This is a genomic window from Bacteroides sp. AF20-13LB, assembly GCF_003603065.1.
In the GTDB taxonomy this organism is placed as follows: Bacteria; Bacteroidota; Bacteroidia; order Bacteroidales; family Bacteroidaceae; genus Bacteroides; species Bacteroides uniformis.
On the sequence record NZ_QTMH01000014.1, the window covers coordinates 35,912 to 52,963 of the forward strand.

21 protein-coding genes are annotated in these 17,052 nt (G+C 49.0%); 12 read left to right on the forward strand and 9 right to left on the reverse strand.

Translation table 11 applies throughout. The features are described from left to right. Positions 1-3 precede the first annotated feature (3 nt). The 3 genes from nfo to DWX62_RS16975 are packed head-to-tail and all read right to left on the reverse strand — an operon-like array spanning position 4 to position 1,709. Positions 4-846 (reverse strand): deoxyribonuclease IV, encoded by an 843-nt coding sequence (gene nfo, locus DWX62_RS16965; RefSeq protein WP_005835868.1) that lies wholly within the window; start codon positions 844-846, stop codon positions 4-6. A gap of 4 nt (positions 847-850) precedes the next feature. Beyond that, positions 851-1,168: an MGMT family protein gene (locus DWX62_RS16970; RefSeq protein WP_005826471.1), complete on the reverse strand. Its 318-nt coding sequence runs from the start codon at positions 1,166-1,168 to the stop codon at positions 851-853. A gap of 58 nt (positions 1,169-1,226) precedes the next feature. Then, positions 1,227-1,709: a PepSY-like domain-containing protein gene (locus DWX62_RS16975; RefSeq protein ID WP_035449484.1), complete on the reverse strand. Its 483-nt coding sequence runs from the start codon at positions 1,707-1,709 to the stop codon at positions 1,227-1,229. 145 nt (positions 1,710-1,854) lie between these two features. Between DWX62_RS16975 and DWX62_RS16985 the strand changes: the two genes are divergently transcribed. From DWX62_RS16985 to DWX62_RS16995, 3 genes are read left to right on the forward strand one after another with little or no spacing between them, the layout of a single operon-like run. Further along, on the forward strand, positions 1,855-2,313 hold the full coding sequence (locus tag DWX62_RS16985) for a GNAT family N-acetyltransferase (RefSeq protein ID WP_005835863.1): 459 nt from the start codon (positions 1,855-1,857) through the stop codon (positions 2,311-2,313). A 36-nt stretch (positions 2,314-2,349) separates the two neighbouring features. Further along, positions 2,350-2,628, forward strand: a complete 279-nt coding sequence (locus DWX62_RS16990) for a zinc ribbon domain-containing protein (RefSeq protein WP_005835861.1) — start codon at positions 2,350-2,352, stop codon at positions 2,626-2,628. Positions 2,629-2,630: 2 nt separating this feature from the next. Further along, positions 2,631-2,987 carry a nitrous oxide-stimulated promoter family protein gene (locus tag DWX62_RS16995; RefSeq protein WP_008663812.1) on the forward strand — a complete coding sequence of 119 codons (357 nt, stop codon included), beginning with the start codon at positions 2,631-2,633 and terminating at the stop codon, positions 2,985-2,987. On the opposite strand, the gene DWX62_RS17000 is transcribed toward DWX62_RS16995, so the two are convergent. The 3 genes from DWX62_RS17000 to DWX62_RS17010 are packed head-to-tail and all read right to left on the reverse strand — an operon-like array spanning position 2,933 to position 4,375. Beyond that, positions 2,933-3,139, reverse strand: a complete 207-nt coding sequence (locus DWX62_RS17000; RefSeq protein ID WP_005835857.1) for a hypothetical protein — start codon at positions 3,137-3,139, stop codon at positions 2,933-2,935. The genes DWX62_RS16995 and DWX62_RS17000 overlap by 55 nt on opposite strands. A gap of 2 nt (positions 3,140-3,141) precedes the next feature. After that, positions 3,142-3,606 carry a MaoC family dehydratase gene (locus tag DWX62_RS17005; RefSeq protein WP_005826461.1) on the reverse strand — a complete coding sequence of 155 codons (465 nt, stop codon included), beginning with the start codon at positions 3,604-3,606 and terminating at the stop codon, positions 3,142-3,144. Positions 3,607-3,628: 22 nt separating this feature from the next. After that, the gene (locus tag DWX62_RS17010; protein WP_005826460.1) at positions 3,629-4,375 is read right to left on the reverse strand and encodes an SGNH/GDSL hydrolase family protein; all 747 of its coding nucleotides are present in this window, start codon (positions 4,373-4,375) and stop codon (positions 3,629-3,631) included. A 212-nt stretch (positions 4,376-4,587) separates the two neighbouring features. Here DWX62_RS17010 and DWX62_RS17020 point away from each other — a divergent pair, with 212 nt between their 5' ends. The 5 genes from DWX62_RS17020 to DWX62_RS17040 are packed head-to-tail and all read left to right on the forward strand — an operon-like array spanning position 4,588 to position 9,348. Then, complete coding sequence (locus tag DWX62_RS17020; RefSeq protein ID WP_008663815.1) at positions 4,588-6,459, forward strand: PAS domain-containing sensor histidine kinase; 1,872 nt, start codon at positions 4,588-4,590, stop codon at positions 6,457-6,459. A gap of 23 nt (positions 6,460-6,482) precedes the next feature. After that, positions 6,483-6,893, forward strand: a complete 411-nt coding sequence (locus DWX62_RS17025) for a secondary thiamine-phosphate synthase enzyme YjbQ (protein WP_005826454.1) — start codon at positions 6,483-6,485, stop codon at positions 6,891-6,893. A 12-nt stretch (positions 6,894-6,905) separates the two neighbouring features. Then, positions 6,906-7,631, forward strand: coding sequence for an SDR family NAD(P)-dependent oxidoreductase (locus tag DWX62_RS17030; protein WP_005835848.1), 726 nt, complete (start codon positions 6,906-6,908; stop codon positions 7,629-7,631). Positions 7,632-7,673: 42 nt separating this feature from the next. Next, the gene (locus tag DWX62_RS17035) at positions 7,674-8,654 is read left to right on the forward strand and encodes a lytic transglycosylase domain-containing protein (RefSeq protein WP_005826452.1); all 981 of its coding nucleotides are present in this window, start codon (positions 7,674-7,676) and stop codon (positions 8,652-8,654) included. A gap of 25 nt (positions 8,655-8,679) precedes the next feature. Beyond that, on the forward strand, positions 8,680-9,348 hold the full coding sequence (locus tag DWX62_RS17040; RefSeq protein ID WP_009036622.1) for an MgtC/SapB family protein: 669 nt from the start codon (positions 8,680-8,682) through the stop codon (positions 9,346-9,348). A gap of 6 nt (positions 9,349-9,354) precedes the next feature. On the opposite strand, the gene DWX62_RS17045 is transcribed toward DWX62_RS17040, so the two are convergent. From DWX62_RS17045 to DWX62_RS17055, 3 genes are all read right to left on the reverse strand, one after another. After that, the gene (locus DWX62_RS17045) at positions 9,355-10,128 is read right to left on the reverse strand and encodes a TIGR03915 family putative DNA repair protein (protein WP_009036621.1); all 774 of its coding nucleotides are present in this window, start codon (positions 10,126-10,128) and stop codon (positions 9,355-9,357) included. Then, on the reverse strand, positions 10,125-11,390 hold the full coding sequence (locus DWX62_RS17050) for a putative DNA modification/repair radical SAM protein (RefSeq protein WP_008663816.1): 1,266 nt from the start codon (positions 11,388-11,390) through the stop codon (positions 10,125-10,127). The genes DWX62_RS17045 and DWX62_RS17050 overlap by 4 nt, the downstream gene beginning before the upstream one ends. Before the next feature lie 94 nt (positions 11,391-11,484). Beyond that, positions 11,485-11,661: a histone H1 gene (locus tag DWX62_RS17055; RefSeq protein ID WP_005826447.1), complete on the reverse strand. Its 177-nt coding sequence runs from the start codon at positions 11,659-11,661 to the stop codon at positions 11,485-11,487. Between the two features lie 149 nt (positions 11,662-11,810). Here DWX62_RS17055 and DWX62_RS17060 point away from each other — a divergent pair, with 149 nt between their 5' ends. From DWX62_RS17060 to DWX62_RS17075, 4 genes are all read left to right on the forward strand, one after another. After that, positions 11,811-12,452 carry an ATP-binding protein gene (locus DWX62_RS17060; RefSeq protein ID WP_008663818.1) on the forward strand — a complete coding sequence of 214 codons (642 nt, stop codon included), beginning with the start codon at positions 11,811-11,813 and terminating at the stop codon, positions 12,450-12,452. A 220-nt stretch (positions 12,453-12,672) separates the two neighbouring features. Continuing rightward, on the forward strand, positions 12,673-14,061 hold the full coding sequence (locus DWX62_RS17065; protein ID WP_035449495.1) for an alanine/glycine:cation symporter family protein: 1,389 nt from the start codon (positions 12,673-12,675) through the stop codon (positions 14,059-14,061). An 86-nt stretch (positions 14,062-14,147) separates the two neighbouring features. Further along, positions 14,148-14,774, forward strand: coding sequence for a hypothetical protein (locus DWX62_RS17070; protein ID WP_005826441.1), 627 nt, complete (start codon positions 14,148-14,150; stop codon positions 14,772-14,774). Positions 14,775-14,937: 163 nt separating this feature from the next. Next, entirely contained in the window at positions 14,938-17,034 is a 2,097-nt protein-coding gene (locus DWX62_RS17075) for a KamA family protein (protein ID WP_008663822.1), read from the forward strand. Positions 17,035-17,052: the final 18 nt, after the last annotated feature.

Consider the following 17,052-nt stretch of genomic DNA (forward strand, 5'->3'; position numbering starts at 1 on the left):
CTCTCAATCAGAGGAGACAAAGCTTCTCAACAGTTTTATCTCCTCTGCCCAAAGCGATTCATCGGGCGTCTCCAAAATAATAGGTATACCGTCAAAACGCACATCTTGCATAAAGCGCCGGAAGAAATCCATACCTATCAGCCCCTTGCCGATGCTGTCGTGACGGTCTACTCTGGAGCCGAGTGCTTTCTTGGAGTCATTCAGGTGTATACCGCGCAGATAGCCGAAACCTACCGCTGTGTCAAACTCCTCAAACACCTTGTCATACTCATTCACTATATCATAGCCTGCTGTATACGTGTGGCAGGTATCAAGGCAAACTCCAACGCGAGACTTGTCATCCACCCGGTCAATGATATGTCCCAGCTGCCAGAACTCGTTTCCCACATTGCTACCCTGCCCGGCTGTGTTCTCTATGACAGCCACCACATCGTGCGTCTTGCCCAATATAAGATTAATGGATTCAGCGACCTTGTCCAGACACTCTTCCACGGAAATCTTATTCAAATGGCTGCCCGGATGAAAATTCAGTAACTTCAGCCCTAATTGTTCGCAGCGCTGCATCTCATCCAGAAAAGCGGCACGGCTTTTCTGTAACCCTTCTTCTTCGGGATGCCCTAAATTTATCAGATAACTGTCGTGAGGCAGGATATAGCGGGAATCGAAGCCAAGCTTCCCGCAATTTTCCTTAAACACCCTGATACTCTCCTCCGTCAGCGGCCTTGCCACCCACTGACGCTGGTTCTTGGTAAACAAGGCAAAAGCATTTGCCCCTATCTCACTGGCATTGACGGGAGCCGCTTCCACTCCCCCACTGGCCGATACATGTGCACCTATAAATTTCATAATCTTATTGTATTTGCTCTTTCATGAATTCCCACTGGCATTTTTTCATGTCCACACACCCATTCTTTCTGAACGTCACGCCCTCTGCCTCCAGCAAAGCCCGCTGTTCCGCCCAGCACGGTGCCAGCCTGCCCTGGCTGTTCACTACCCGATGGCAGGGCAAACACATGCCGTCGGGCACATCGTGCATAGCATGTCCCACCATGCGCGAACATTGAGGTCTTCCGACAAGATAGGCTATCTGTCCGTACGTCACCACCCGCCCCGGAGGGATTGCGGCCACTACATTATAAACCTCCTGCTGAAAAGTGTCTTTGTCCATAAAAGTCTGGTTTGGGAAGGCAAAGATATGATAAATTCAGCAGGTATGCGAACAGACGTTACAAGAAAGTGGCTGCGCCGAGCGGATTGTATGTATAGGTGACATTACGGGCACGGATGATTTCGCCCGTCGGGGTAAACAATATCTGATATTTCGTCTGGAGATTTGCCATCCCTACCTCTACCGCCACGATGGACTGCCATTTGGGAAACTGTACCCAAGTGACATTCTGCACCATCCCTCCGGAATATTCACTGGCGGCAAAAGCATTGTAAACGGCAGGGGGCACTTCGTCCATTGTCTCCCAGTCCGTCTGTTGCATTACCCATTGCGCCTGCCCGTCAAACCAGACTTTCGTATCAAAACCGTTCATCAGGAAATCTGCCACATAATAAGATTCATCATGTGACCAGGCAACATCATCTACCGTAGGATACATTTTCTTCAGTGCAGCCTGTACATCAGCAGGTGCCCAATCGGCAGAAGCCGAGACTGATACCATCAGCATCAAAACCAGAAAAGAGAATTTCAACTTACTCATAACTTCATCAGATTATCATGTTATGAGAAGAACGGCGTATGGCAGATTTTGTTCACCGGCAACTCTCAACCATTCAACAGTTAAAAAGAGATATCCATTGTAATTCAATAGAAAATGACTAACTTCACACCAGAAATTCAGAAATATGATAAGAATACATCCCATATCCGGCAACAAAAAGCAATATCTTGACCTGCTGCTGCTTGCCGACGAACAAGAGTCCATGATTGACCGTTATCTGGAACGGGGAGAGATGTTCATCCTATCCGATAATGATACAGTCAAAGCGTCTTGTGTAATCACCTGCGAGGATAAAGGAATCTACGAAATAAAGAGCATAGCTGTCTATCCGGAATACCAGCGCCAGGGATATGGAAGACAACTGATAGCATTCGTTCTTGAACATTATAAAGACCGGTGCCATACTATGCTTGTCGGCACTGGAGACAGTCCGCTAACCATCCCCTTCTATGAAAGCTGCGGATTTGCATACTCACACCGGGTACCCGATTTCTTTATCGATAATTACGACCACCCCATATTTGAAGGAGGCAAGCAACTGAAAGACATGATTTATCTGAAAAGGACGCTTCAACCAAAATAATATTCTATATTTGCATATCACTTAACTCCACACATTATGGAAGCTAAACTTTGCCAAAGCTGCGGAATGCCCTTGTCATCTGCAGAAGTACTCGGAACCAATGCCGACGGTAGCCTCAACGAGGAATATTGCACCTATTGCTACCAGCACGGCAATTTTGCACAAGACTGCACTATGGACGAAATGATAGAACATTGTGCACAGTTCACCGACGAATTCAACAAGGATTCCGGAATGAATTTCACTAAAGAGGAAGCCATTGCCGGTATGAAAGAATTCTTCCCGACCTTGAAACGCTGGCAGTCCAAACAATAAACATGCCATCCCGTATCGAGCAGGAAAAACAGACAGTAGAACGGATGGTCCGCCTCTACTGCCGGAAAAAGGAAGGTAACAAGCAATTGTGTCCCCGATGCGAGGAATTGCTGGGATATGCCCGCATTCGTCTTTCACGCTGTCCTTTCGGTGAGAATAAATCCACCTGCAGGCAATGCAGCATTCACTGCTACAAGCCCGAAATGAAAGAACGGATGCGTGAAGTCATGCGGTATGCCGGACCACGGATGCTGTTGTACCATCCCGTGGCGGCACTCCGCCATTTGTGGCAGGAGTATGTCCATCAGTATTTCACCAAACGTTTCGGAGTCCCGCGCCAGGAACAGCACAAACAATAAACCGTATCCTGGTCGTATCCCTCCAACGAGGAGGTGCCGTCCTTAGGTACAATCTCACCTTTGTCAGAGATGTAGACCGGCAGGCGCTCACCTTGTCCGTTCATCACAAAAAATGCCCCCACCTTGCATTGGGGGCATACCATCTTACGCATAATCAATTGAAATAATACAAAAATATAGCCACCCCTTCCAATGCCTTCTTCTTTTCACCTTGTATTTCGATGGCAAACTTTATTTCTGCCTTTGCTACGCCGCGCAGATTCGACAGAGATTGTAAATGGGCAACCAGTCGGATGCTCTGTCCGGACAATACCGCCTGACCGAACTTCATCTTGTCCATACCATAATTAATCATCATCTTCAGGTTGTTCACTTCAATAATCTGGTTCCACAGATATGGCAACATGGACAAGGTGAGATACCCATGTGCAATAGTGCTCTTAAAAGGGCTTTCCACTTTGGCGCGTTCCGTATCGACGTGTATCCACTGATGGTCCAATGTCGCATCAGCAAACAGATTGATACGCTCCTGAGGGAGCTCTACATATTCCGAAACACCGATTTGCTGGCCTACCAGCTTTTCAAAATCCTCGTACGAGTTGATAATCACTTTTTCCATTACTCTCTATTTTATTGATAAATTATAAATTCACACGCTTTATCCACATATCCGCCATTCGTTTATGCCCTGCAGGAGTGGGGTGGATACCGTCCCAAATCCAATAGGTGTCTTGAGAAGCCGGAGCAGTGCCGAGAATTTCATCGAACATCGCATTATAAGGAAGAAATACCGTCTGATAGTCCTTCGCTATCCTCTCTACGATGGCGGCACAGCGACGCACCAGACTATCACGTTCTGCAAAGTCCTCACTCTTACGCATATTGCCGACATTGGCAACAAAAGGAGTGCCCAGCACTATCTTCAATTCCGGATTGGCCTGCAAAGAACGGTCAAGCAAGGAACGGTAACACTTCTCCCATCCTTCAAAATCAAAAGGCTCTTTTTTGTCACCCTGTAGATAGTAATGTACATCGTTTGTCCCCACCAAGACGGAAAGCACATCCGGTTTCATTCCAATGACATCCTCTTCCCAGCGTTTCTCCAAATCCCGGAGAGTGTTTCCACTGATGCCACGGTTAAAAAAAGCATATTCCTTTTCCGGAAAATCTCCTTGATAATGACTTGCACACAAATACATATAGCCGCTACCGTAAATATGGTTCATATCCCAAAGGCTTCGCTCCGCAGTCGGTTTGGGCATCCCGCAGGCATTTCCCCAGTTACCGTCCGTGATAGAATCTCCGATAAACAAGACACGCGGGCCGCTTGCATGGAGTAAGAGTGATATGCAGAAAAAAACTATTACAAAGAGTCCAATACGCTTCATGGCATTTTCTTGTTAGAATGTAAAAATTGCAACAAATATACGTCTTATTCCGGCAAGTACAAAAACTCGGGTACCTTTTTCCCATTTCCCAAAAACACATATAACCCTTATTTTTATTTCCGTTCATCACAGATTAATTTGGAAATAATGTATCTTTGTCAATATCTTAATTGTTGTGACAGAACAAAAACATCACTATTAAAGATTCCGGTATGAATTCTAAATTTGATTATGACTTACTGTCAGCAATGATGACCAATGCCAATATGGGATGGTGGGAAGCTGATTTAAAGACCGAAAGCTACATTTGCTCCGAATATATCTCCCGGTTGCTGGGACTGGATGAGGATGGAACCATCAGCTTTAAAGATTTCAACAAACGTATCCTGAAAGAGGAACAACGGCATACTACCACACATTCCTTCGACAATATCCGGCAGACACAAGAGACTGTATATCTGCTCAACACAGTAGAGGGTCCAACGTGGATAAGAAGCAAGATATGCCTGCAGAGAACCGATGAAAACGGTAATGTCAAAGTCTACGGCATTGCCGAAACACAAGACGGTCCCGACATGTCATCGGCATCCCAAGCCTTACAAGAGCGTAACCGTCTCCTCCATAATATTTATAAATATCTTCCGGTAGGAATTGAGCTCTATAACCGAGAGGGAATATTGATAGATATGAATGACAAAGAGCAGGAAATGTTCCATCTCAAACAGAAAGAAGATCTACTTGGAATTAATATTTTCGAGAATCCGATTTTCCCGGAAGAGATGAAAAGCAAGTTAAGAAAACATGAAAATGCAGACTTCACTTTCCGGTATGACTTCTCTAAAATAGACAATTACTACAAGACACAGAAGAAGACGGGCACCATAGACCTTGTAACCAAAGTCACAAGCCTTTACGACGATAATCACAACCTGACCAACTATCTGCTAATCAACGCAGACAAAACGGAAACGACCGTCGCTTACAACAAAATACAAGAGTTCGAGAGCCACTTTGAGCTTATAGATGACTATGCCAAAGTGGGATATGCCAATTATGACCTTCTTAATGAGCAAGGCTATGCCCAACGCAGCTGGTACAAGAACTTGGGTGAGAAAACAGAAACACCGTTGTCCGAAATCATCGGAACCTACAATCATCTCCACCCAGACGACCGTACTATCATGCTTGACTTCCTACAGAACGTAAAGAGAGGACTGGCACACAAGCTCAGCCGGGAAGTACGTGTTCTTAAAGAAGACGGTTCTTTCATGTGGACCCACGTCAACATCATTGTAGAACGCTACATGCCTGAACAGAACATCATAGAGATTATCTGCATCAATTATGACATCACCCAATTAAAGAAGACGGAAGCAATGCTGATACAAGCCAAGGAAAAGGCCGAAGAGGCAGACCGGCTGAAATCCGCTTTCCTTGCCAATATGAGCCATGAAATCCGCACGCCGCTAAATGCGATTATCGGTTTCTCCAGCCTGCTGCACTACGTGGAAAACGAGCAGGAAAGGGAACAGTACATCTCTTTGATAAACCACAACAACCAACTGTTGCTCAAACTAATCAACGACGTTCTGGACCTTTCCAAGATAGAGGCCGGACACATAGAGCTCCATTCCGAATGGTTCAATCCGGCAGAACTCATCGAGGAAAGTATTACCGAGTACGAACGGAACGTTCCGGCAGGAGTGAAACTCTTTGCCAGGTATCCGGCAGCCCCCGGCCAGATAGAGCACGACCCGATGCGCATCAAACAGATACTGAACAACTTCATATCGAATGCACTGAAAAACACCGTGCAGGGACATATCGAAGTGTACTACGAAACGGACACAGACGGAATAAGAATCAGTGTTTCCGATACTGGATGCGGTATTCCCCCCGACAAACTGGGAATGATATTCGAACGGTTTGAAAAGGTGGACTCTTTTGCCCAAGGTGCCGGATTAGGACTCTCCATCTGCAAATCCATCGTTGAGAAAATGAATGGAGTGATTACCGTAGATTCGACAATGGGAGTGGGAAGCACATTCACCGTGGAACTGCCCTGCCGGACAAGACCATCCTGACAACAAACGAAAAACAATGATTTATGACCGCACAGAAAGAATTTACCCTAACCCCTCGCCGGCGTGGCTTTCACCTGGTGACAGAGGAGATTATACGCAACCTTCCACCGCTTCCGTCTGCCGGAATCCTGCATCTGTTCATCAAGCATACAAGCGCAGGCCTCACCATCAACGAGAATGCAGACCCTGACGTACAGACAGATATGGAAGCCATCTTCAACCGCCTCGTAAAAGAACGGGAACCTTATTACCAACATACATGCGAAGGCGATGACGATATGCCCGCCCATGCCAAGGCAACCCTCAGCGGAACCAGCCTCACCATCCCCATCACCAATGGGCGTCTGAACATAGGTATCTGGCAAGGCATCTATCTCTGCGAGTTCCGCAACCGGGGCGGAGGAAGAAGAATTGTAGCAACCGTCATCGGATAATCCCCTATCATCATGCAGAAAGCCATCATCATCGGTGCCACTTCAGGCATCGGACAAGAAGTAGCCAGGATACTTGTACAACAAGGCTGGCATATAGGTATTGCCGGCAGAAGAGAGGAAGCATTGCATGCCCTACAAGCCACCGCACCCGACCGGATAATCACGGAACAGCTGGACGTTACGGAAGAGACAGCGACTCTACACCTCCATAACCTGATAAAAAAGCTGGGAGGCATAGACCTGTTTTTCCTCAGTTCCGGCGTGGGACATCAAAACCGGGACTTACAACCGGACATCGAACTGAACACGGCACGTACCAATGTAGAGGGATTTACCCGCATGGTGACTGCCGCCTTCAACTATTTCAAGGAAAAAGGCTCCGGACATATTGCTGTCATCAGTTCCATTGCAGGCACTAAAGGACTGGGCGTTGCACCGGCCTACTCTGCCACCAAACGCTTCCAGAATACCTATATCGAAGCGCTGGCACAACTTGCCCGGATGCAGCATCTTGATATACACTTCACCGACATCCGTCCGGGATTTGTTGCCACCGATTTATTGAAAAGCGGGAAATACCCGATGCTGATGAAAGCAGACCGTGTAGCACAGCACATAATCAAGGCTTTAAGAGAAAAGAGACGGGTAGTTGTCATTGACGGACGCTACCGGGTACTGGTATTTTTTTGGCGTATGATTCCACGATGGCTATGGGAAAGGTTGCCTATAACGAATTGATTTCGTATCTTCACGTCTCCAAACAGAAATAGACATACAGACATGAAGAAAAATTCAAAATATATCGTGCTTACCGCTGCCATTGCACTGTGCGCAGGTTCCAGCCTCCCCTTCCTCGCAGGCAGCAGTACGCTGAATCCCGAACGCGATTCCGTGAAATCCGAAGTTCCCTACTGCGTGACCTCCCCCAGCGTACCGGACAAGATCACTTTTGCCGGACAAGCTATTGACCTGCTTCGCTACGACCACCGCGAACGTATGGACCGCGAACTGATGTCCTTCACCTACATGCACTCCACCACCATGCTCATGGTGAAGCGTGCCAACCGCTACTTCCCCGTCATAGAGCCTATACTAAAAGCCAACGGCCTTCCCGATGACTTCAAGTACCTCGCTGTGATAGAAAGCAACCTGAACCCGCTTGCCAAATCGCCTGCGGGTGCCGCCGGCCTATGGCAGTTCATGCCTGCCACCGGACGCGAATTCGGACTGGAGGTGAACAGCAACATCGACGAACGATACCATATCGAGAAAGAGACCAAAGCAGCCTGCAAGTACCTGAAAGATGCTTATCAGAAATACGGGAACTGGCTGTGCGTAGCCGCCGCCTACAATGCCGGGCAAGGACGCATCTCCACACAGCTGCAGAAGCAAATGGTGGACCAGGCTGTCGACTTATGGCTGGTAGAAGAGACTTCGCGCTACATGTTCCGCCTGCTGGCAGCCAAAGCAGTCATCAGCAATCCACAGCAGTACGGCTTTCTGTTGAAACGGGAACATCTTTATCCGCCCATCCCCTACACGGAAGTGACCGTCACAACGGGCATCGGCAACCTGGCACAGTTTGCCAAAGATAAAGGCATCACCTATGCCCAACTGAAAGATGCCAATCCGTGGCTGCGGGATACCTCGCTGATGAATAAAAGCGGACGTACATACATACTAAAAATACCGACACAAGCCGGAATGCATTACAACCCCAAGAAAACAGTGCCCCACAATAAGAATTGGGTCATCAATTAATAAAAAAGAAAGAGAGGATACGATGATGATGTTAAACTTTGATTTTGTGCTCAGGTTGCTGGTAGCCGGAATATTGGGTGCCATTATCGGACTGGACCGGGAATACCGTGCCAAAGAAGCAGGCTACCGCACCCATTTCCTGGTATCATTGGGAAGCGCGCTCATCATGATTGTATCCCAATATGGTTTTCAGGAAATCATCAAGGAAAGCAGTGTGACGCTGGACCCCAGCCGTGTTGCCGCACAAGTAGTCAGCGGTATCGGATTCATCGGTGCGGGTACCATCATTTTCCAGAAACAGATAGTCAGGGGACTGACAACAGCCGCAGGAATATGGGCTACTGCAGGCATCGGATTGGCAGTAGGTGCAGGAATGTACACCATCAGCATTGCCGCCACCCTGCTGACTCTGGCAGGGCTCGAACTGTTGAGCCTTATTTTCAAAAGCATTGGCATGAAAAGTTCCGTGATAACCTTTTCCACTTCCAGCAAAGAGATACTGCCGCAAGTGTCCCGGCGATTCAACTCCAAAGACTATCTGGTGGTGTCCTACAACCTGGACCGGCAAGTGCAGGGAGAGTACACCAACTATCAAGTGACCATGGTCATCAAATCCAAGAAAAGCTATGATGAGGGATATTTGCTGCAACTGATGCAGGAATTTCCCGAAGTGACAGTGGAGAAAATCGAATAAAGGGAATCACTGCTGTTTTTCCGTCAGATATTTCCAATAGCGCACGGGCATGTCCTGCTTGTGCTTCCGGGGATTGAGGCGTTCCTTGATGCAGATTGCCTTGAAATAGGTTTTCCAGAGAGACTGGAAAAGCTGTTCGTCTCCGTCCATCAGACTTTCGTCGAGCATGCCGGTGACAAGATGTCCTTCGCGACTGTCCTCACCAAAAGTCACCTGGCGCACCTCCTTCAAGTCGTAATAGTACCCATAGGCTCGCCTGATGTCATAAATCAACCAACGCTGGTCGGCAAAACGGTCCTTGAAATGCCCCGTCACCAAAGGAAGGGCATTCTTTTCGGGCTCGATGGCAGCAAAGAAAGTACCGTCCGCAGCCTTCTGGAAGCGGACAAACTGAAGCAGGCGTATACGCTCCCAATCCACCCGCTTCCACATACGGGAGAACTCTAGCACATCAGGGTCGGCAAAGTTCGTTTCAATGGAGCGAGGAGCATCTATCGCCTTGCGGATATAGCGGAACAGCAGCATGGGAGTTTCCGGTTCCTCTGCCAGCCAGCATTGGGCGAGGCAGGCAAGTGCCGCAGACGACAGCTTCTTCTGCAATCCGCGCCAGACGCGACCGGACTTCTCCTCATCGGTTATCACTGTAAATATTTCATCGTAGAACAATGGTAGAGGCTCTCCCTCCAACAACAGTGCATCGGGGAAAATGCGGCGGGAATAGGCTTCAAAAACAGAAGTCAGCAATCCCTCAAAAGTCTTATCGTATAAAAAGATATTCATTCGCCAAAATCAAGCATCAACTGCCTCTCATCCACTTTTTTCTTGTTCGGTTTGGGCAACAGCAGACTGCGTACCCCTTGCGGAGTCAGCTCATTGACCGTGCGCATCGGCAACTCGCAGCAGGTAATGAAATACTGCGCCTTCTTCATCACCACCCCTATCTTCTTCAACTGGTAGAAACCTATCTTGGAGAAACGTCGGGAAGCCACTATCAGCCGTGCCGACTTCACGCCGATGCCCGGCACGCGGAGCAACATCTCATAATCCACCTTGTTCACATCGATTGGAAACTGCTCGGGATGGCGCAAAGCCCAGGACAGCTTGGGGTCAACCTCCAAATCAAGGTCTGGGTAGGCATCATCCACTATTTCCTCCACCTTGAACTGATAGAAGCGCATCAGCCAGTCGGCTTGGTAAAGGCGGTTTTCGCGCACCAAAGGGGGCTGTTTCAATGCCGGCAGGCGCTTATCGTAGGTATTGACGGAAATATAGCCCGAATAGTAGACACGCCGCATCGTAGGTCCCTTATAGAGGGCCGACGAAAGATACAGAATATCCTTGTCCGTCTCGGCGGTAGCGCCTACTATCATCTGTGTGCTTTGTCCTGCAGGAGCGAAACGAGGAGCGTGGCGGTGTTTCTTGCGTTCTTCCGAACTTTCAAGGACTCCCTGCTGGATGTAGCGCATAGGCGCATATACACTCTTATGGTCTTTCTCCGGGGCAAGCAGTTTCAGGTTCTCCTCCTTCGGTATCTCGACATTGACGCTGAGACGGTCGGCATAAAGTCCTGCCTCATTCACCAGTTCGCGGCTGGCACCGGGAATGCTCTTCAGATGGATATATCCGTTGAAACGATGGATAGTGCGGAGGTCCTTGGCAACGCGCACCAGGCGTTCCATCGTGTAATCGGGATTACGCACCACCCCACTGCTCAGGAAAAGCCCTTCGATATAGTTGCGGCGATAGAACTCCATGGTGAGGTCTACAAGCTCGGCCACCGACAGCGTGGCACGCGGCAGGTCGTTGCTGCGGCGGTTGATGCAGTAGGCGCAGTCGTAGATGCAATAATTGGTAAGCATCACTTTGAGCAGGGAGATACAACGGCCGTCCTCGGCAAAACTATGGCAGATGCCCCAGCCACCCACAGTGTTCCCCAGCATGCCTGCCTTGCCGGAGCGCACCGTACCACTGGAGGAGCAAGAGACGTCATACTTTGCCGACTCTGCCAGTATCTTCAGTTTATTGAGAACGTTTTCATCCATAATACCTGCGTCAAAAGTAGCAATAATACTTTTCAAAAACAAAAAAGACCGCCAGTAGTGGCAGTCTTTCGCAGCATCAAATATGCTTTTTTTCTTACTTCTTAGAAGCTTCTAAAGATGCTTTGCGGAATTCCTTCATAGCTTTTTCGATTTCCAAAGAAGCCTTACGAGCGCGAGTTCCTGCTGCCTTGTTACCGTTTTCCAACTGAGCGTTTGCATCTTTTGAGAAGTCTGCATACAATGCAGCTACTTTTTCAACTAATTCTTTCATAATCCTTTTTAAATTACTTCGTTAATAATGTCTGGCAAAAATACATTCTTTCTTGAAATAAATGCAGAAAAACGATATTTTTTTTGAAATATTCGGTAAAATCGCCGCAAAAAGGGGCTCTTACGCATTTTTTATCTACTTTTGCAAGCATGAAAACGCTTACTGACACCGAATATATACACGCTCTCATAGCCGAAGGAGAGCACCAACAGCAGGATTTCAAGTTCGAAATATCCGACGCCCGCAAGATAGCCAAAACCCTTTCAGCCTTTGCCAATACAGACGGTGGAAAACTGCTTATCGGAGTGAAAGATAACGGGAAAATTGCCGGTGTCCGTTCGGACGAAGAACAATATATGATAGAAGCGGCTGCCGGACTTTATTGCAGCCCCGAAGTGAACTATACCATGCAGACCTATCAGGTGGAAGGCCGTAGTGTGCTGGTGGTACAAATCGAGGAAAGTGACCGGAAGCCGGTATATGCCAAGGACGAAACGGGAAAATATCTTGCCTATCTCCGTATCAAGGATGAAAACATCCTTGCCACTCCCGTCCATCTACGTGTCTGGCAACAAAGCGAAAGTCCGAAAGGAGAACTGATAGAATATACCGAACGGGAACAGCTGCTGCTCAATCTGCTGGAAGAGAACGACCGCCTGTCATTGAACCGTTACTGCCGCCTGGCGCATCTTTCCCGACGCGCCGCCGAACATCTGCTGGCAAAGTTTGTTCGTTATGACATAGTGGAACCGGTGTTTGAAGGACACAAATTTCACTTCAAGCTGAAATAGGCAAGGAGATTCCGTCAGGTTTGTCCAGATTTGTCCATGGTACAAATCGCAGCACACGAGTTTATACCACGTTGATTATCACCGACTTGCAAGAAATCTATCTCAGTTAACGACAGAGGTAGCCTAAAGTAACGACAGAGACCACCTTAGATAACGACAGAGGGTAGCACTTGTTTTGTGTGAGTTTTTTACTACAAATAGATAACTGTACATATACATTATGGGAATAATAAATCTGATAAACGACCTGCTCTGGACCTACATCCTCGTTGCCCTGCTGTTGGGATGCGCCGTATGGTTTACGCTGAGAACCCGCTTTGTACAGTTCCGGATGATAAAGGAAATGGTACGTCTGCTGGGCGACTCGGGCGGGAAAGGCGATGCCAAGGAAAAGCATATCTCATCGTTCCAGGCATTTGCCATCTCCATTGCCAGCCGTGTAGGTACGGGCAATCTTGCAGGGGTTGCCACCGCCATTGCAGTAGGCGGTCCGGGCGCTGTATTCTGGATGTGGGTGATTGCCCTCCTGGGTGCTTCCAGCTCGTTTGTAGAATCTACACTGGCCCAATTGTATAAGATAAAGGGCAAAGACTCCTTTATCGGCGGCCCGGCCTACTATATGCGTAAGGGACTGAAACAGCCGTGGATGGGGGCACTGTTTGCCGTACTTATCACCATTACCTTCGGATTTGCATTCAACTCGGTACAGAGCAATACACTGTGTGCCGCTTTCGAAGGCGCTTTCGGGTTCGACCATGCCGTTGTGGGAGGGATCATCACCGCACTCACGCTGACAATCATCTTTGGAGGCGTACAGCGCATAGCCAAAGTCAGCAGCATCATCGTCCCCATCATGGCGTTGGGATACATTGCACTGGCACTTATCATCGTTCTGTTGAACATCAAAGAGCTGCCGGGAGTCCTGGCACTCATTGTCGGCCACGCCTTCGGATGGGAGCAGGCTTTGGGAGGGGGTGTCGGCATGGCGCTGATGCAGGGCATCAAACGCGGGCTGTTCAGCAACGAGGCCGGTATGGGGTCCGCCCCCAATGTGGCGGCAACCGCACACGTCAGCCACCCCGTGAAGCAAGGCTTGATTCAGACGCTGGGAGTATTTACCGATACGCTGATTATATGTACCTGCACCGCTTTCATCATTCTGTTCAGCGGTGCTCCACTGGATGGTTCCACAAACGGCGTACAGCTTACCCAGCATGCACTGACCAACGAGATAGGACCTTCGGGAGCCATCTTCGTTGCGGTAGCCTTGTTCTTCTTCGCATTCAGCAGCATTCTGGGAAATTATTATTACGGAGAAGCCAATGTGCGCTACCTTACCCACCGTAAATGGGTGCTCAACATCTACCGTATACTGGTGGGCGGCATGGTCATGTTCGGTGCTGTTGCCACCTTCGACCTGGCATGGAGCCTTGCCGACGTCACTATGGGACTCATGGTGCTCTGCAATCTTATCGCCATCAGCCTGCTCGGAAAATACGCTTTCAGGCTGCTTGAAGACTACCGCGCACAGAAAAGCGCCGGTATCAAAGACCCCGTTTTCACCAAGAACCGCCTGAAAGAGGTAGAAAAAGACATAGAGTGCTGGTGATAACCAACTTATTTCGTACTTTTGCAGCCGGAACCGCCGGATGACCTGCGGTCTTGTAATTTGTAATCAGTAATTCGTAATTTGATATGAGTTTATTTGCCAAACTATTCAACAAGAATACCGGAGAAGTATCTTCGAAGAATGTGGAAGACTTCGTGTCACTGACACGCGTCTACTTCCAGTCTGTAATAGCCGCCAACCTGGGCATCACCAATATCCGCTTTGTGCCGGATGTAGCCAACTTCAAGCGTCTGTTCAAAATCCCCACGCAGGGAGGCCGCCTGGGACAAGCGGAAAAGGCCGCTTCGCGCAAGATGCTGATGCAGGACTACGGCATCAGTGAAAACTTCTTCAAGGAAATTGATACTTCCGTCAAGAAGCACTGCCGTACGCAGAACGACGTACAAGGTTATCTCTTTATGTATCAAGGATTCTCCAATGACTTGATGATGCTGATGGGAAACCTGATGCAGTGGAAATTCCGCATGCCTTCCATCTTCAAGGGAGCACTGCGCAGCATGACCGAAAAAACCGTACACGACGTCTGTACAAAAACCGTATGGAAAAAGGACGATGTACACAAGACGGCAGCGGCAGTACGCCAGTACAAAGAGCGTCTGGGATATTCGGAACAATGGATGACCGAGTACGTTTACAACGTAGTGATGCTGGCCAAAAAGGAACCGAAACAGAAAGCCAACGAAGAAAAATAAAAGAAAAAGAATTCTAAAGAACTTTAGAAACAAGAAGGCGGGAAAGAAATTTCCCGCTTTTTTTTGTTATTTTTAGCAAATGAAATCATTTTCCCCTCACGGAACACAAGGACGCACCCCGCGTCAACCATCATAAATATTAACTTCAAAAAAACAACCGCTTATGAAACAAAAGAAAATGCTTGCACTCACTCTATCACAACTGGAACAACTTTATCGGCACGAACTCCCTGAATTGGTCAGCATCGCCGTTCAAAGCGACGATGCGGAAGCCTTCAAGGCCAACCTGACGGAGTACATTGCCGGACATCCGGAAGTGGACAGCGAGGCCGGTAAGCAAATTCGACTCTTGATTGAATTTGACGGGCAGGAAGTACACGAGCTCTCCATCGGAGAACAGCTGCCCATAGCAACTTTATCAATGCTGCATTCCTTCCTCACGGGACAATGGGAAGAGGAAACGGAAACGGACCTGTTCATCGACTTGTTCCAGCAGTTCAAACGCCTCCACCAGCCAGCCCCCACCCTGCCCTCCGCACAGAAAATCAAAACCCTGACCGAACGCTGGCCCAGCGGACTGGATGAAGACGTGCAGCATATCCGTGCAAAGAACAAGGAACGCATCCTGCATGCACTGGTGCAGAAGATTGAGCACCGCAAGAACCCGGCTTCCCGCTTCCATTTCGAAGAGGGACTCAGCTACGAGGAGAAGTTCAACCTCGTCAGCGAATGGTGGAATGACTTCCGTTTCCATCTTGCCATGGCCGTCAAAAGCCCTACGGAGCTAAACCGTCTTCTCGGCAACTCCCTTTCTGCCGAAACCATGTACCTGCTCTCAAAAGCCCGCAAGAAGGGAATGCCTTTCTTCGCCACCCCCTATTATCTGTCACTGCTGAACTGCACCGGCAGCGGATACGACGACGAGGCCCTGCGCAGCTATATACTCTATTCACCCCAACTGGTGGAAACCTACGGACAGATACGTGCCTGGGAACGGGAGGATATCGTAGAACCAGGTAAACCCAATGCCGCCGGCTGGCTGCTGCCCGACGGGCATAACATCCACCGCCGTTATCCGGAAGTGGCCATCCTCATCCCCGACACCATGGGACGCGCCTGCGGAGGACTCTGCGCATCTTGTCAGCGTATGTACGACTTTCAAAGCAAACGGCTCAATTTTGAGTTTGACACCCTGCGTCCCAAGGAAACATGGGAAAAGAAGCTGCGTCGGCTGATGGCCTATTTTGAGGAAGACACGCAACTGCGGGACATTCTCATCACCGGCGGTGACGCACTGATGAGCCAAAACAAGACGCTGGGCAATATTCTGGACGCCGTCTACCGCATGGCAGTCCGCAAGCGGAAAGCCAATCAGGAACGGCCCGAAGGAGAAAAGTATGCAGAGCTGCAACGTGTACGCCTCGGCTCACGCCTCCCCGCCTACCTGCCCATGCGCATCAATGACGGGCTGGTGGAGATTCTAAGGGAATTCAAGGAAAAGGCGTCTACCATCGGCATCCGCCAGTTCATTATCCAGACACATTTCCAAACCCCGCTCGAAGTCACTCCGGAAGCTGCCGAAGGAATACGCAAACTGCTGGCGGCAGGCTGGCTCATTGACAACCAACTGGTATACAACGTAGCTGCATCCCGCCGGGGGCATACCACCCGCCTGCGCCAAGTGCTCAATCAGTTGGGAGTGGTTTGCTACTACACCTTCTCCGTGAAAGGTTTTGAAGAAAACAATGCCGTGTTTACCCCCAACAGCCGTTCCGTACAAGAGCAATGGGAAGAAAAGCGCTTCGGAAAGCTGACCAAGGAAGATGCCCATAATCTGTCCGTACTGCTTGGAACCGTCCATGACCCGGCAGCCTGCATCCGGCGTTTCCTGAAAACGCACCACCTGCCTTTCCTCGCCACCGACCGCAATGTGCTCAACCTGCCCGCCATCGGCAAGAGCATGACCTTCAACATGGTAGGCATCACTTCCGAAGGCAAGCGCATCCTGCGTTTCGACCATGACAGCACCCGGCGCCACAGCCCTATAATAGACCGGCTGGGACAAATATATATCGTAGAGAACAAGTCCATAGCCTCCTACCTCCGCCAACTGCAGGCCATGGGAGAAGACGCCGAAGAATATGCCACCATCTGGAACTATACGGAAGGCAAGACAGAATCCCGGTTCAGCCTCTACGAATATCCTGATTTCCCCTTCCAAATCACCGACAGAATGAGCAATCAGGACATTGCAGGATAGCATATCCAAGATATATTC

Coding starts and splice junctions, on each gene's coding strand:
- DWX62_RS17060 (WP_008663818.1), top strand. CDS start 11,811: ATGAAAACGCTTACTGACACCGAATATATACACGCTCTCATAGCCGAA.
- DWX62_RS17045 (WP_009036621.1), bottom strand. CDS start 10,128: ATGAATATCTTTTTATACGATAAGACTTTTGAGGGATTGCTGACTTCT.
- DWX62_RS16975 (WP_035449484.1), bottom strand. CDS start 1,709: ATGAGTAAGTTGAAATTCTCTTTTCTGGTTTTGATGCTGATGGTATCA.
- DWX62_RS16985 (WP_005835863.1), top strand. CDS start 1,855: ATGATAAGAATACATCCCATATCCGGCAACAAAAAGCAATATCTTGAC.
- DWX62_RS17075 (WP_008663822.1), top strand. CDS start 14,938: ATGAAACAAAAGAAAATGCTTGCACTCACTCTATCACAACTGGAACAA.
- DWX62_RS17070 (WP_005826441.1), top strand. CDS start 14,148: ATGAGTTTATTTGCCAAACTATTCAACAAGAATACCGGAGAAGTATCT.
- nfo (WP_005835868.1), bottom strand. CDS start 846: ATGAAATTTATAGGTGCACATGTATCGGCCAGTGGGGGAGTGGAAGCG.
- DWX62_RS17040 (WP_009036622.1), top strand. CDS start 8,680: ATGATGTTAAACTTTGATTTTGTGCTCAGGTTGCTGGTAGCCGGAATA.
- DWX62_RS17020 (WP_008663815.1), top strand. CDS start 4,588: ATGAATTCTAAATTTGATTATGACTTACTGTCAGCAATGATGACCAAT.
- DWX62_RS17055 (WP_005826447.1), bottom strand. CDS start 11,661: ATGAAAGAATTAGTTGAAAAAGTAGCTGCATTGTATGCAGACTTCTCA.
- DWX62_RS17000 (WP_005835857.1), bottom strand. CDS start 3,139: ATGCGTAAGATGGTATGCCCCCAATGCAAGGTGGGGGCATTTTTTGTG.
- DWX62_RS17025 (WP_005826454.1), top strand. CDS start 6,483: ATGACCGCACAGAAAGAATTTACCCTAACCCCTCGCCGGCGTGGCTTT.
- DWX62_RS17005 (WP_005826461.1), bottom strand. CDS start 3,606: ATGGAAAAAGTGATTATCAACTCGTACGAGGATTTTGAAAAGCTGGTA.
- DWX62_RS17065 (WP_035449495.1), top strand. CDS start 12,673: ATGGGAATAATAAATCTGATAAACGACCTGCTCTGGACCTACATCCTC.
- DWX62_RS17030 (WP_005835848.1), top strand. CDS start 6,906: ATGCAGAAAGCCATCATCATCGGTGCCACTTCAGGCATCGGACAAGAA.
- DWX62_RS17010 (WP_005826460.1), bottom strand. CDS start 4,375: ATGAAGCGTATTGGACTCTTTGTAATAGTTTTTTTCTGCATATCACTC.
- DWX62_RS16995 (WP_008663812.1), top strand. CDS start 2,631: ATGCCATCCCGTATCGAGCAGGAAAAACAGACAGTAGAACGGATGGTC.
- DWX62_RS17035 (WP_005826452.1), top strand. CDS start 7,674: ATGAAGAAAAATTCAAAATATATCGTGCTTACCGCTGCCATTGCACTG.
- DWX62_RS16970 (WP_005826471.1), bottom strand. CDS start 1,168: ATGGACAAAGACACTTTTCAGCAGGAGGTTTATAATGTAGTGGCCGCA.
- DWX62_RS16990 (WP_005835861.1), top strand. CDS start 2,350: ATGGAAGCTAAACTTTGCCAAAGCTGCGGAATGCCCTTGTCATCTGCA.
- DWX62_RS17050 (WP_008663816.1), bottom strand. CDS start 11,390: ATGGATGAAAACGTTCTCAATAAACTGAAGATACTGGCAGAGTCGGCA.